Below are 15,147 nucleotides of genomic sequence, written 5' to 3' on the forward strand. Positions count from 1 at the left end.
AAGCCGGTTCGTGGATGTCGTTCGGAGTCGGTTCAACTCGACTCTGATCTGTATTATCAGGTCAGCTACCAACTGGAAGAATTAGATTACGTCATTTTTAAAAATGTACATGAAGAATATTTGATGGATTCACAACGGGCAGATCTGGCTTATCATTTTGTCTCCGAAAGCCGACTCGCTCCCGGTGCATTGAGCATTATTGACTTTGAAGCCAATCAGACAAGTTTGCTGATTCATGCGTTCCATACGTTTCCCGATGAATTAGCCGTTGTAAAAACCCAGTCACTATTTGAATTCTAACAGAGTCTCAATCATTGAGATGAATTGATCAACGTCATGGATGACGGGAAACCGAAAATCATGATAGGCGGTCAAGTGTTGACATTACGATCTTTCACACGAATCTGTTTATGTTTGTGCGCTCTATTGAGCATCGAACTTCCCACCGCATCGGCTGCACGCCCTTATTCAGTTTCCCGATCAGTTTCCCGGTATCGAAGCCCCTACTCTTCTTCCGCCTATTCGCGCTATCGCAATCACTCTACTTACCGCTATTCATCCGGCTATTCCAGAAACTATTCCAGAAACCGTTACTCAACTTACTACGGTTATGGTGCCAGGCGCTACAATTATCGGTATCGTCCCTACGCGGCAGCCGCAGGCTTCCGTTACTACCGACCAAACTATTATGGGTTTAACAGTTACCCGCTGGCTGCCAGATATTCCTCATACCGCTACAACACTTTCTATTCCAGACCATATTGTAACGCCTGGAATTCGTATTCATCCTGCTACTGCTCGCCTTATTCAGGAGGCGGATATCTCAACTCTTATGCTCCCTATTGGGGTAGCTATACTCCCATGCTGGGAAGTTATGTTCCCTACAGCACAGGGTATTATGCCTCTCCCTGGTCCTACTACCCCGGCTATTACGGCAGTTTTTACGGACCTTACAATGGAGTCTGGCCTTATCGACCGACTCTTTATGGCAGCATTGTCTTTCAATCCGGCTACAACGTCGGATACGGTCGCGGCAGTTACTATCGCTTCTGGTAAGAGACCGTCATCGTTTAGCAAAAACAATTTCAGGCACTGGTTTCCAGCATCACTCCCACGATGATATCGTAGGTCGCATGCGCGCCAACTGTGATTCCAAATCCACGCAGAAAAAATAGACCCGCAAAAAACAGACCCGCCATCGTACGAAATGTGAAACTAAACAGGGAAAACTGATCACCGGAGGCACCTATATAATGGGCCGAAGAAAAAATCAGGCTGGTGCAAATAATCGCCAGGATGGCAGACCAGCGCACCTGAAACAGCATGCCTCGAAACAACAGATAACACAGAGGAAGTAGAAGCAGACGAAACATAACTTCCTCGTAAACGCCGGCACCCACAAAGCTGACAACACGCGAGGCAGATTCACGCTCGATAAACATCAATGTCTGATTCGGCAATTGCTGAAAAGCAAGATCCTGTACCTGTCCCAGCACGATCAGACAAAAGGCAAACAGCAGACTTTCCGCAAACATGCCAATCAAAGTCTCACCGGAGATTTTCCAGGGATGTTTACACAAGATGTGCCACATCAACAGCGTTCCCACAATCAACGCAGGCAGAAGAAACGTCTGCGTGAAACCCAGTTGAAATAACCAGCTGCGCATCCAATAGTCTGCACCATTGCGAATCAACTCCGGCTGACTGCCCCCTATCGAGAGCACGCCCCATTCATAGATGACCAGTAAAGGCGCAAGAAATACCAGACAGACCAGCGGCTGACGGGCTTCGGACCAATAACTGTCATAGTCCAGAGCCATCTCATTTTGAGAATTGTTTTTGCGCGTCATGACTCACGTTGATTATCAGTTAAGGTCCTGGTCACAGCTGAAGAGGAGCCGGCTTGAATGTGTGGATGACTCATATGCAGATGTGCTTCATCCCGTCGATAATGCTGAAACCGTCTAAGCGAAAAGAGATCATTCTTCTGATCGGAAAGCCTCAATTCCTCCTGCAAATCCGGGTCGAGAGCCGACAAAATCTGCGTGACAGCCGTTTCATCCCATTCACCACGTTTCATTTCCCGGTAGAGTTGTAATGCTGCCGCAAAGCCGATTTCTTCAACGTCATAGGTTCGAAGTCCGTCACCCGTTAATTCCCGGCGACTGTTTTTCAGTTCCAGAAATCGACAGATCACAGAGAACTTTCTTGAATGCTCACCTATTGAGTAGGTATGCAATCGACGAGGATACCCCGTACCATCCAACCGCTCGTGATGTTGAGAGACCACTTCGGGAAGGTAAGAATCACCAGAAAAACCACGCAACCCTCCCAGCAGGGCGGCACCCACCACGGGGTGTTCAGCCTGTTCAGCCAGACTGAGAGGTTCATTATCGGCTGCCTCTGTTTCTTCCTGCTTTAACATCAACCAGCCAAAATCATGCAGTAAACCCGCCATTAATAATAAATCGCTATTTTCCTGCCACTCTGTATGCTGTCGACTGACGAACTGAATCAAACGGGCCGTCTCCAGACCGCGCGCATAAACTGTCAGATCAGTATCGTGGAATTGAAAATTCGCAATCGCGACGAAATCTTCGAGAGAAATAAACAGCAACTCACCGGGATGTTTTAGATGCAGGTCATCAATTTCTATTTTTCGCAACAGATTCAATAAATAATTCGGATTGCAATAAGGCTTCGTCCAAATTTCCTGTGACGCTTCCTGCAACTGCTTGAGATAATGTAACGATGTCCGAGTGAGTAACAATTGCTGTCTAATGTATTGCTGCTCCTCCTGAACCGAATTCAGAATACGTTCCAGAATCGGCAATTGCTCCTGCGAAAGCGGATGGCAGGGAGTTGAATCCAGATAAAGTCGACACCGCTGGAGAATCACTCCGACGCGCTCCTGAAGCTGAATCAGCGTCCGCTGCGGCGAAGAAATATTGAGCTCCTGATTCTGTTGGCTCAATTCGCGATACTGGTTTCTGAGTCTGAGATAGGAGCCCCCATCTCGATCAATCTGTTCTGTCTGTTGCGATTTGGAACGGAGGGCCGTCCATTCATCGCGTTCCTGACGAATCGAGGGAACAAGCCAGCGGAGTAATCTGGTAGAATGATTCACTATTCTTTACTGCCCGAAGAAACTATCTGGAGAAAAGTCGTAACATCAATCATTGGAATACGAAGGATTTAAGAACACCCGTCAGTTTTTTTATCGGTCATTCAGAGGTGAGGCATTGAATCGATTGAATGATTTCGGACTGGGTAAACTACTGGAGAATTTGTGCTTATCACCTTACTCTGACTTCTCTTACCATTCAGAAACAGTGGCGCGCGCTGATGAAACTTCCTTTCTCATGTTTTGTATTTGAATCGACTTTTCCGCTTGCGCGCAGTGTATTATTTAAGTCGAATGGTTCGATTGTGAGAATCTCTCAATTTCCAGTCACAAACACGCCGATTTGTGACTAAAGGGCATTATTTCACTTAGCTACTTGCCGAACTTTCATGGGCGTGCATAGAATTCAAGTTACGCGCCTGTGACTTAAGGCAAAATACAGAACATTTACTGACAAACTGTGTCTTGTATGAATCAGGACTGAATTCAGTTTTCAAAATCCATTTCGACCCCCAACTGACGAGCGGGAATATTCTCATGGCTACGGATTTCCAGCAAAAAGAGCGACTCCCTGAAATCACAGACCGTATTGTGGAGACCTATCACGAGATTGGTACGATTCACCATTTAGGCCATTGTCCCCTCCCATCTCAGGACGCGGTGATCAAAGCGGGGCAGGAACTGAAAGAACTGATTTTTCCCGGCTACCGCCGTCGTCAAAATTTACATATGGGCAATGTCATTTATCATGTGGGGAATATTGTCGACTCTCTCCATGATATCCTGACTATGCAAATCGGCCGCGCAATGCGACACCAGTATGTGCAAACCCATGGTGCCGATTGTGAAAAACTTCCCCATATTGATTTTGAGGCAGAAGGCCAAAAGAAAACAATTCAGTTTCTGGAAACGATTCCCGAAATCAGACGATCTCTGGCCACCGACGTTCAAGCGGCCTTAGATGGTGACCCGGCGGCGACCTGCGCGGATGAAATCATTTTCTGCTATCCAGGACTGGAAGCCATCACCATCTACCGAATTGCACACGAACTTTACAACATGCAGGTTCCCATCATCCCGCGTATGCTTTCAGAATGGGCACACGCTCAGACAGGAATCGACATTCACCCCGGCGCCACGATTGGACATTCGTTTTTCATCGACCATGGTACCGGTGTGGTCATTGGTGAAACGTGCGACATTGCCGAAAACGTCAAAATCTATCAAGGGGTCACACTGGGTGCATTGAGCTTTCCCAAAGACGCGGAAGGCCGCATTATCCGTGAACAAAAACGACATCCCACCATCGAGAAGGGCGTCGTCATTTATGCTAATGCCACGATCCTGGGAGGCGATACCGTAATCGGCCAGGATGCGGTCATTGGCGCCAGTGTCTCACTTATGAAAAGCGTGCTGCCCAATACGATTGTCACCATCGAAAAACCTTCGCTCAGGTTTCGTGAAGCTTCCTGATTGATCAGGACTCTGAATGTTCAGGACTCTGATTGATTAAAACTCTTATCTATCAGGGTCCATTGCAGTCGATCAGCTACATAACCAGATCAGAAAAGATGACCATCGGACTGCCTTCCAGTAGCAATAAAAAAATCCTGTGTGAATCAAGAGACTGATCTCACACAGGATTTTGTTGTATCTATACCAATTCAGGCAATCGCACGTTGCGAGCCGCCATCCTCTTTCTGATCATTCTTGATCGTTCCCACATGATCCAGGGTTCGATCAAGTTGAGAGGCCAGTTTTTCTTGTGTCTCCAACAAGGAAGCGGCAGCAACTTCATACTGTTTTTCGCGAGTCGTTAGCTGATCAGCCCGCTGGTGAAGGACTTCAGAAAACTTGGTAAGTTCTTCCATCATGCCTTCGAGATCAGACAGTAATTCAAATTGTTCCAGATCAGAAAGTGATTCCTGAGCTTCAAGTTGCTCATCCTGATCTTCTTTCGTCTGACGAATGTGTGACAGTAATGCAGCAGCTCCCTGTTCCCTTCTTGACTCAAATTGTTCGATCAGTTGGAAGTCCTGCTCAATCAGGTCGATTAATTCAGATGCAGAAAGGTCTTTGAGAGTAGTTTCATTCGTCATTGAGTGATCTCTTTTATCTGGGGTGATATGAACGCTCGTCTCAAACGGCGAGCCAGATAAGCCTGCGTTGGATATGTTCGTTGCAATTGGGGCACAGGTTAGACGGAATACAAATTCGAGGGGCCCAATCGAAATATGATCGCCATCAGAAAGAGTCGATCCATGGATGGGAGTCCCATTTAATAATAATTTTGGTTGAGGCGAAATGGCCCTGATCAGCGCTTCCTGATCGTCAATCTGAATCACAGTATGCAGAATGGGCATGTCATGACCGCCCAACTGGAGACCACAACAAGAGCCTGCACCAATGGTCAGACGCTGATCCTGAATAGGCCGGATGGGAAATTCTGTTTTCCCTTTGGTGATTTCCAGAGAATACTGATGGGAAGATTTTACGACCACAGACTTATCAACCTCATGTCGAAACAGGAACTTTGTGATTCCTTGGGGCTCGATTTCAAAGCCACATAGTACTGAATCGACCGTCTCCCAAGGTAAGCATGAGAAAACGTTCCAGTTACTAATCGATCAAAATTCGCCAATGCGTGCAAACCCCATTTAAAGCAGATTTTGTAACGATTAGTCAAAATAAAACTGCACCAGACAAGGCTTTCAGTGAGAAAATAGGAATGATAAACAACCTGTTTGCATCAGAGGATTTATAGACGCCTGTTAATAAAGGAAACACCTCAGCCCCATCTCTGCCTGAATTGCTAAGGCGCTTTCAAAGAGAATTTGGAGAGGATGTACAAATTCGTTCATCAGAAATCTTGCGACTTCAAACCGGTAAAACAGCCTTGCTCGTGAAATTCCAGAGAACCAGAATCGGCTCTCAGTCAATTTTATTCCCCGGCAGCTTTCGCTGAGTCGGTGGAGGCAGATCGGGGACTGCGGCTTTGGGTGTTGCTGGCGGTGGTACATATCCCTGACAGGTCAACTTGAGATTGCCTCCCAGAGGAACCCGAAACTCGGAATTGGAATCAAGGGCGACCCAGCCAGCAAGGACACCTCGTTGAGTGGTATATTCCCGCGCCACCAGATAGGTATCGTAACTGTCTGACCAGACCCGAAAGTTCAAATAAAACAGGTTCGGATTCACTTTCTGAATTTGGTTTCGAAACAAAGCCGTCGATTTCCTTAGTCGTTCTGAAGTCTCACCGCGCCCTTTTCGTAATTCCAATACCAGATAAGGTACACCACCGGCTGGCTTTAACCTGATTCTCCAGTCCCGGTTCCCCACATTCCGATTTTCAAATAATTTCACCAGCTTGTCACAATCGACAGCCTGCTCCTGTGCCTTCACCAGGCGACTTTGTGCAATCGCCTTCAGGGCGAGATTCTGTAGCAGCGGGATATCAACGTGTATCACTCGGCCGCCTCGACAAATATATTCGATTGGCTTCGCATCTTTCGGGGCATCGCGCGGGTTGGGAAGATTCACAATCTTGGCATCCGGCGTTGGGCCCGGATCGGGAGTTTTTGCCAGTTTGGCTTTGATCTCAGCTAATTCCGTTTCCTTAGCAACAATCGTCTTCTCTATTGATTTGACCTGCTCATCTCGTTCGGAAATCTGTTTCTTCAAAGCAACGATATTGATCTGAATCGCTTTTAATTTCTCCAGCTCTTTCTTCAGCTTGTCTATCAATACTTTCTGATCGTTAAGATTGGCTTTCTTCTTCTGCTGAGTCAGATCTTTCACCGTTTGCAATTGCTCTTTCTCCAGCTTCAACAGTGATTCAAGTTCTTCCACCTTTTTCCCGGAACGGTCCATGTCCTCATCAGTGATTTCCGGTAATGCCTCTTTAATCCGCTCGACAGCTTCGCCAACGCCTAACTGAGTCACTGTTAACAGAATGACCAGAATGCCAACCACGTTGGTCATCGTATCTAACAGCGAATCGAGGCTCGCACCACCGGATGATCTTTTTCTGCGTTTCATTTCTTTAGCTGAGTTCTATTGATGAATTTGGATTTGATCCCGTTTTCTGTTATTTTTCTTAACTGCTCCGCTAAGATCATTTCGACCCTGACATCGGATGCAGTTGATCTGCGATACTGTATAATCATAAAAGCGAGACAGACCACATCGCAAGCTGAGAACAACGGTTGTTCCTTAAAAGTAACAAGATGACTATCCCAAACTGGAAACCATTGTGGACGTTTTTCCATTAAAAATCCCCGGCCTGATGATTGTAGGTACGGATACCGGTGTCGGCAAAACGTATATTTCCTGCGCCATTGCCCGACAACTCATCTCAGAAGGCACGCATACCGGCGTCTATAAACCAGCCTGTAGCGGAAGCCTGATAAAAGACGAAACAGGCACCCCGTATTGGGAAGATGTCGAACTGCTTGCCCAGGCAATCGACCAAAATTTCCCCAGCGAACGAATCTGCCCGCAAAAATTCCATGCACCATTGGCCCCACCAGTGGCCGCCCGAAAAGAGGACTCACACGTTGATGAAGCACTCTTGAGGCAGGGAGCCCTCTGGTGGCAGGATCAGGCCGATTTTTTGATTGTGGAAGGAGTGGGGGGCATCCTCTGCCCACTCTCAGAAAACCTGCTCGTCTCAGACTTTGCCGCCGCCTTGAATTATCCCATTCTAATCGTGGCCCGGGCGGGACTGGGAACCATCAATCATAGCCTGTTGACCATCGAAGTATTACAAAAACGAGGGCTTCCCATTGCCGGATTGATCCTGAATGACGTTGATTCTGAACGCAGTGATGAATCTCGGACGTCAAATGCCGCCCAGATTCAGCAATGGACGACCGTTCCCGTTTTATCTTTTGTCCCCTTTGAATGGCGGTCGAACTTGCTTCACTACCAGACTGAGGACAGAATAGACTGGTGCCAGCTCTCATCTGGCCACGTCTGATTTGACGTCAAATCAGCGAGCCACCATCGAGTGAAATTCAGCCCTGAATTGCGGGCTTTCAATCGAATTGGTCTACTTTGTAGAATCGCTTAAAACTAACTGTGAATGAAATTAAACGGAGAAATGGATGAGTATTGAAGTTACCTGCCCTGCCTGTGGGGGATCCATCCAAATCGAAAATGTGTCGGAAGTCGTAGAGTGTCCCCTCTGCCAGATGCATCTGGAAATCAATCCTGAGACGAATGAACCTGTTCTGGTATCAGAAGATGCAATTGAAGAGGAATCTGAAAATCAAAATTCAGAACCAGAGACCGCACCAGAGGAGTCCGCTGAAACGACAGAAGCAGACACCACGGCCGGAGAAATGGAATCACCGGTAGATGCAACCCCGGACAGCGGGGACTCAGAGGAAATTCAGAACGATGCTGAGACAACATCTCCTTTCGCATTTCTACCCGGTGGAAACCAGACGAAATCTGAAAAAGCGAAACCGGTTCGACCTGCCACCAATTTTTCATTTCTTCCCGGCGGAAACGACGATTCTGAAGAAGCGGAACCAGCAACAGAGACGATAGAAGCCACATCGGTTGAGGCAGTTCCCGAAATAGACAAGGGAACGGCTGAAGATATACTTCCAACAGAAGCAGATGCAGTTCCGGAAGAAGTATCCGCAGAAACAACTTCTGAAGAAACGATCTCTGAGAATACTGCACCTGAAGAACCTCCCGCTGAAGAACCTCCCGCTGAAGAACCTGTTACTGAAGAAACTCCCACGGAGGAACCTGTCACCGAGGAAAGTGGTTCAGAAACAGCTTCTGTAGAAGAAACGACCACAGAAGAAATGACGCCAGAGGAAACAGCCACCGAGGAATCGACCACCGAAGAAACGAGCGTCGATGAAACGGCTACGGAAGAACCAACCGTTGCTGAAACGAAAACTGCAGAAACCACTGCGGAATCGGAAAGTCCGGTCGTTCCACAAAACTACCGCAAAGGAAAAGTCGTCCCCAAGCGATTATTCACTCTAACGCTCACCTATGCGATCGCTGCCACCATTCTGATAGCCATGCTGCTCTACGCCAAATATCTCGGCGACCCACATCAGTTAGAAAGTCTGCCCGACTTGAAACCGCCTGTGAAAAATGACGAGATCGCTTTGCAGTTAGTTCCTGAAAATGCCAAATTGCCCGCCGGTCATACTCTGCAACTAGGTGGCCCCGGACGACGTTACGGAAATGTATTGGTCACCCCGCTCCGCGTCACCCGTGGTCCGATAGAATTTGAACACTACACTGGCGACGCCACCAAAACGCGAACCCCGTCAAAAGACGTATTGAAACTGCATTTAAAATTTGAAAATGTTTCCAGCGACCAGACTTTTGAACCCCTTGATCAAAAATTGCTTTTAACTCGCGTGCCCGGCAAAACACCAGAGTCGCAACTACGCGCTAATAATTTTGTCTGTCGCGTAGATCAGAAGCGCACCGATGCGGAACGGGTTCTCGTTTATGACATGCCACCCTCCTGGGAGTGGAATATCAAAGGTCAAAATATCAATCAGGAAACGTTATCACAAAAGCTGGGCCCCGGCGAAAGTTTTGAAACTTATGTCGCCACGAATGAAGCAGGAATTGACTCGCTGAAAGGGGATCTCGTCTGGAGACTGCAATTACGCAAAGGGTACAATCCGGTATCCTATCGAGGGGTCACAACATTGATTGAGGTCATGTTCAACAGTGATCAGATCCAGGTAGAAAGCCCTTCGCAAACCAAAGAAGCATTACCCACCAGTTGATCGCGGTACCAGTTGATCCTGCTGGCATTCACTCGCTGAAATAATTCCCATCAGCACAGCCGCCCCATAAAAAAAGACGCCTCGACAGCACTTCCAAGAATGCCATCGAGACGCCACGCGGAACCGCATACAATGCGGTGAGGAATTACAATGAAGAAGACTCTTTCCGCTCCTGGTGTCCGGCACAAGCCCCCTTTAACAGAGACTTGCACCAGCCACCCTTTCAGGAGAGTACAGTCACGAAACTACTTGGGAACCACAACGAAGCGGGCACCACTGTGGTTTCTCACCAGCAGTAATACATTTTTCTTGTCTTTGGATAATTTCAACCCTTGATTGAAATGATCCATTGTGGAAACTTCAGTCGTTCCGATCTTTTCGATAATCATACCTTTCATCAATCCAGCTTCTTCAGCAGCACTGCCAGGTTCAACAGCGGTAATGACAACGCCTTTCACACTGTCAGAATATCCTAACTGTTGAGCCAGCTCTTGCGTGATAGGCTGTACTTCAATTTTCAATTCATTGACACTGGTCTTCTGCTTCTCTTTTTTCGTGTCATCAAGTGGCTTCTCATCTTTTGCCACAGAGAAACTTTTCGGCATTTCCTTCATGCTGATATCCTGGTTGATGCGTTTCCCATCTCGCAATAATTCCATCACGTAGGACTTACCAACGACCAGTTGTTCAACAATTCCCTGCAAGTTACGAGGACCTGTGACATCTTTACCGGCTAATTTCAGTATGATATCACCTGTCTTCAAACCTGCTGCGGCAGCTGGAGAATCATCCATCAACTGAGTAATAATTGCTCCCTGCCCCACTTTGATATCGAAGGATTTTGAAAGATCACTACTGATAGGCTGGATGCCTACGCCCAAGAATGCGCGTTTCACCTGACCATGATCTATCAGCTGACCGGAAACCCAACGAGCCATATTCACGGGAATCGCAAACCCCACACCGTCATATCCACCACTGCGGCTGGAAATGGCTGTGTTAATGCCGATGACTTCACCTCTTAAATTCAACAGAGGACCACCGCTGTTACCAGGATTGATGGCAGCATCTGTCTGTAAGTAGTCTTCCCGGTCGTTGATTCCCGGACCGCGACCTTTCGCACTGATGATTCCATTCGTGACACTCATTCCAATGCCAAACGGATTTCCAATCGCCAGCACCCAATCACCAATTTCCATTTTAGAGCTGTCGCCCATAGGAATGGCAGTCAGGTTTGGTGCATCAATCTTAATCACAGCAACATCAGAACGGGGATCCATTCGAATATCGGTAGCCGTAAATTCTCGACCATCGTTTAAGATCACTTTAACCACATCAGCCCCACGAACCACATGGGAATTTGTCATAATCAGACCGGACTTATTGATCACAAATCCAGAACCGGTCCCCATTTTCCGCGGAGCTCTCCGAGGCTGATTTTGATGTTGCTTGAAATATTCTTTGAACCGAGGATCGTTTTTGAATAGATCCCCAAACGGAGAATTATCATCAAATGGTAAAGACTTTTCGCCGGACACTTGTGAAGTTTTATTGACTGTTTCAATGGCGACAATCGCAGGCATTGCCTTGCGGCTGACTTCACGAAATACATTCGATAGATCACTTACGGTCGCAACGGCTGGAAACTCTGGACTCTTCTCTTTTTGAGCCATCCCCACCGCTGCACCTACCAGACATGCGCTACCCATTAAAGCGAACATCCAGCTTCGATTCCCTGATAAAGCTTTCATCATTTACCCTCCTAATTTGAATGACTTAAAGGTCCGCCTCAGGCCATTTCTTTTATCAAATTAATACTAAAATAAGACCATTATTTGCAATCCTGAAATCTACTTGCAATTCAACTATTTGCTACAAAACAACTTAGCAATCCCCAGATCACCCCGATCCAAGCCACTCAGATCAAGGTATGTGCACATCGAGAAGAGCATGGATGATTTGTTTCAAACGGCTGGACTTATTGTACTACGAGTTCAGATACGTAATGTGTTGGGAGCGCTTCAAAAAAAATGGAGTTCACAACCTGTTTTTTTCCGGAAGAGCCATTGAAATTGAATAAACCGCTGAAAAATTGTATATTTTTCGACCAATCTCATGAAACTCGCTTTTTTGGTTTTCTTCGTTACGACACTAGTGGTAGTATAATTCCTTACATTGGGAAGCTAAAAATAATTCACTGCGGGCCATATCGGTTGAATACATCTAGTCGCTCACTTAATGTAGTTCAACGAATGGAACCAAGAGGAGGCGTATATGTTATACGATCTCAAGCCCGCAGAGATCGATCAACTCCTGGAGAAGTGCCAGTGTAGTCTGGGATATCACTTTTCAGATCTCGAATTGTTGAAGTGCTGTCTGACACACACTTCTGCCGCTAAGACACGTACGGATTCCAATGAACGACTGGAATTCCTGGGCGATGCCATTCTTGGATCAGTCGTTTGTGAACAGCTTTTTCATCAATTTCCCAATGCACCGGAAGGGGAATTGACCCGGATCAAGTCAGCCGTCGTAAGCCGTAATACCTGTACCAGACTGGCACGGGAAAAATGCCTGGATCAATTTCTGTTCGTAGGCAAAGGGCTGGCCATGACCGAGTCCCTGCCAGAATCTTTATTAGCGGGGATGTTTGAAGCACTCATTGCCGGTATCTTCCTGGACGGAGGCATCGACCCGGTACATGATTTTTTAGACCCGCTGATCGAACGCGAAAACGCCACCGCATCCCTCTCTGTTCATAGCTTCAATTATAAAAGTCTGCTGCAGCAATACTCTCAAAAGAAGTTCGCACAGACGCCCATCTATGAATTGCTGGATGAAAAAGGGCCCGATCATTCCAAATTTTTCCAGGTTACTGCCATTATTGGTGATCGTCGTTATGAACCAGCCTGGGGCTCCACCAAAAAAGAGGCAGAGCAACACGCCGCTTTTAATGCGCTGCGTGTGAATGAAAAGGATGAGGAATGGGAACTTCCCGCGCTACCAGACGCCATTTGAATTGATTCCGGTTACATGCGCTTCAACTGAAATCAACGCCGATATTTACCGTTTTTCTGGTCTAGAAATAGAAAGGGCCGAGAGAATACGGGAATTCTCTCGGCTCTAAGATGGGGATGATGTTTTGGAGTGGCCCTGGATGGGCTGACCCGCCTCCACGGGTCGGTGGGATTGTCTCTTCTCTCTTGAATTTTAAAGTCTCTCAACTCTTTAAAATTCGATGGGTCTCTCTCTTTACCCAATGACTGATAATGCAGTAACCGTGCCAATCCATAACCTAAACCCATTCGATTTTACAAACGCTTGCTTAAACTCTTAAATAAAAGGGTTTTAAATCATTTCACTTCTTTGGACAATTTTTCCGGTTTTCAATCATTGCAAGATTTGCAATGAATAAACCTCTGATTCGACCTTTGAAGTGTAAGACTTACAATGAAAACCAGGTTACGCTGGTCATGATTGTCGTCCCTTATTTCACAGAAGGGGGATCGTATTCGATCACCTCGATCGAAAGTTTACCCACCGCCTGCAACAAAGGCAGAAAGAGCGACAAAGGAGCCGGTGAATTCTCAGCCAGACCGGAATCGGCTAACTTAATATGCGCTGCACCGATCCCCCCTTTTCCTAATGTACCATCGAGGGGAATCCAGCGGTTGTCCAGAAAAACCTCTGTCCACATATGACCGCCAAAGCTGGAACGACTCTGAATGTAGACCAGCCCCACCACAACTCGAGAGGGTAATTTCTGTGCCCGTAACATCGCCGCCAGCAACACGGCATGTTCGGTACAATCCCCTTCCATATTTTTCGCAACTTCAGATGCCGAAGCCAGCGCCGTTGAAAAATTCTTCTTTTTCAGGTTTTGATAGACATAACGTTCCATTAACTTCGCTTTTTTCCAGGGATCTTTCTCACTTTTCACAGCATCTTCCGCATACTTCACAATACGTGGATCATCAGACTGAATGAATGAGGTCGGCACAACATACTCTGACTCCACTTTTTGATCAGACAACCGGCTGCCATCGGGCACTTTAACGACGGTCAATTCGACGCTCCTCTCATCCAGTTGCTTGATACGCTGGCCAGCTCCCTGGGAAAGGAATTTTGCGGGATCATTATCCTGTAAAGTGACTTTATAAACCACTTTATTAGTATCATGCGCATTCGGAATCGGAGAAACATTAATCAACGTCTGCACGGCCAGATCCAGTTCCTCACCTGAAATTTCTTCTAACGCCACCTCTTTACTCACCGTATAGGTCAGCATCGAAGCCCCTAGAAAATCAGCCGTCGTTTTTGGTATCTCACCATCCTCACTCACGTAAAGGTCAACCACCATACCAGGCAGTAATGACTGTTTCATCTTGACAAGTAAGCATTTTTGACGACTACCTCCATGCAGCTCAACCTCTTCGTAATCCAGAGCTGCCAGATGGACTTCGGTGACTTTATTATATTCCGGCAGCAACATGGAAAATGATTTCACTTCTCCCGGCTTCAAAGTTATCTTTTTGAAAACACGTTCGAGATAGCTAGGTGAATGGAAATCAGAATTCCATTTCAGCTGAGATCGGCTTGATTGACTCGCAATTTTTGTTTCTATTTTTAGTTGATGATCCTCAACAACCCCCTTGGAATCAGTTGAATCAGCAGGTGGATTCTTCATTTGAAAAATGTAAGACAGCAACTCCCCGTTTGCCGTTTCTGTTGTCTGTAAATGTCGCTCCAGATTCAATACTTGCCCAAATCTCTTGAACTTCAAAAAGGAATCGCTCTGCGTATGCATCACTTTCGTGCCAGCCTGGTCTTCAAACCGAATTTGCGTATAAGCATAGCCAATACGCTGCTTGTTCACGTAAACCACCTGCCAGATCTCTTCGTCTTCTACATTCGCGTTCTGGGCCGCCTTGGCTCCACTCTCGATGGCAGGATCGGACGAGCAAGCACAAATCCCTAAGAATAAGGCTATGGTCAGACAGACAAGTGAGAACTTCATCAGATCTGGCTTTCTGCAATTGAACATCATTTTCATATCTCAAACCATGATCGTTAGAGAGCATCCCATTTAACCATAGCGCCTTCCATTCTATGATACTCGTTTCAAATGGCCTTGGAGACGCTACAGTAAACCTGGACACAGGCTAAAAAAAATCCCCACAATTCCAATGGGAATCGCAGGGATGATTGTATCTCAATTTAGTGAAGACGGAAACGTGAACTCACTCCAGT

Annotated in this window: 12 protein-coding genes; 6 read left to right on the top strand and 6 right to left on the bottom strand. The window is 46.7% G+C overall.

All coding sequences use genetic code 11. The features are described 5' to 3' along the window. Together Q0668_RS11060 and Q0668_RS11065 are read left to right on the top strand one after the other, a co-directional pair. A partial coding sequence (locus Q0668_RS11060; RefSeq protein ID WP_298864272.1) for a DUF2617 family protein occupies nt 1-300 on the top strand: 300 nt, incomplete at its 5' end. 60 nt (nt 301-360) lie between these two features. Beyond that, on the top strand, nt 361-1,056 hold the full coding sequence (locus tag Q0668_RS11065) for a hypothetical protein (protein ID WP_298864275.1): 696 nt from the start codon (nt 361-363) through the stop codon (nt 1,054-1,056). 29 nt (nt 1,057-1,085) lie between these two features. Here the strand turns inward: Q0668_RS11065 and Q0668_RS11070 are convergent, their stop codons facing one another. After that, a complete protein-coding gene (locus Q0668_RS11070) occupies nt 1,086-1,850 on the bottom strand; it encodes a CPBP family intramembrane glutamic endopeptidase (RefSeq protein WP_298864278.1) in 765 nt (254 codons plus the stop codon). After that, a complete protein-coding gene (locus Q0668_RS11075) occupies nt 1,847-3,127 on the bottom strand; it encodes an HD domain-containing phosphohydrolase (protein ID WP_298864283.1) in 1,281 nt (426 codons plus the stop codon). Before Q0668_RS11075 ends, Q0668_RS11070 begins: the two co-directional genes overlap by 4 nt. Nucleotides 3,128-3,661: 534 nt before the next feature. On the opposite strand from Q0668_RS11075, the gene epsC reads away from it, so the two are divergent. Then, a complete protein-coding gene (gene epsC, locus Q0668_RS11080) occupies nt 3,662-4,597 on the top strand; it encodes a serine O-acetyltransferase EpsC (protein WP_298864285.1) in 936 nt (311 codons plus the stop codon). Nucleotides 4,598-4,788: 191 nt separating this feature from the next. On the opposite strand, the gene Q0668_RS11085 is transcribed toward epsC, so the two are convergent. Beyond that, entirely contained in the window at nt 4,789-5,625 is an 837-nt protein-coding gene (locus Q0668_RS11085; protein ID WP_298864288.1) for an FHA domain-containing protein, read from the bottom strand. A gap of 430 nt (nt 5,626-6,055) precedes the next feature. Next, on the bottom strand, nt 6,056-7,162 hold the full coding sequence (locus Q0668_RS11090) for a hypothetical protein (RefSeq protein WP_298864290.1): 1,107 nt from the start codon (nt 7,160-7,162) through the stop codon (nt 6,056-6,058). Between the two features lie 214 nt (nt 7,163-7,376). Here Q0668_RS11090 and bioD point away from each other — a divergent pair, with 214 nt between their 5' ends. Together bioD and Q0668_RS11100 are read left to right on the top strand one after the other, a co-directional pair. Continuing rightward, nucleotides 7,377-8,102, top strand: a complete 726-nt coding sequence (gene bioD / locus Q0668_RS11095) for a dethiobiotin synthase (protein WP_298864292.1) — start codon at nt 7,377-7,379, stop codon at nt 8,100-8,102. A gap of 127 nt (nt 8,103-8,229) precedes the next feature. After that, a complete protein-coding gene (locus Q0668_RS11100) occupies nt 8,230-9,897 on the top strand; it encodes a hypothetical protein (RefSeq protein WP_298864294.1) in 1,668 nt (555 codons plus the stop codon). 245 nt (nt 9,898-10,142) lie between these two features. Here the strand turns inward: Q0668_RS11100 and Q0668_RS11105 are convergent, their stop codons facing one another. Further along, entirely contained in the window at nt 10,143-11,651 is a 1,509-nt protein-coding gene (locus Q0668_RS11105) for a Do family serine endopeptidase (RefSeq protein ID WP_298864297.1), read from the bottom strand. A gap of 520 nt (nt 11,652-12,171) precedes the next feature. Here Q0668_RS11105 and rnc point away from each other — a divergent pair. Continuing rightward, the gene (gene rnc / locus Q0668_RS11110) at nt 12,172-12,915 is read left to right on the top strand and encodes a ribonuclease III (RefSeq protein ID WP_298864300.1); all 744 of its coding nucleotides are present in this window, start codon (nt 12,172-12,174) and stop codon (nt 12,913-12,915) included. A 469-nt stretch (nt 12,916-13,384) separates the two neighbouring features. Here the strand turns inward: rnc and Q0668_RS11115 are convergent, their stop codons facing one another. Next, a complete protein-coding gene (locus tag Q0668_RS11115) occupies nt 13,385-14,914 on the bottom strand; it encodes a transglutaminase family protein (protein WP_298864303.1) in 1,530 nt (509 codons plus the stop codon). Between the last annotated feature and the right edge of the window lie 233 nt (nt 14,915-15,147).

The sequence above is a fragment of the uncultured Gimesia sp. genome (assembly GCF_937910335.1).
Classification (GTDB): Bacteria; Planctomycetota; Planctomycetia; order Planctomycetales; family Planctomycetaceae; genus Gimesia.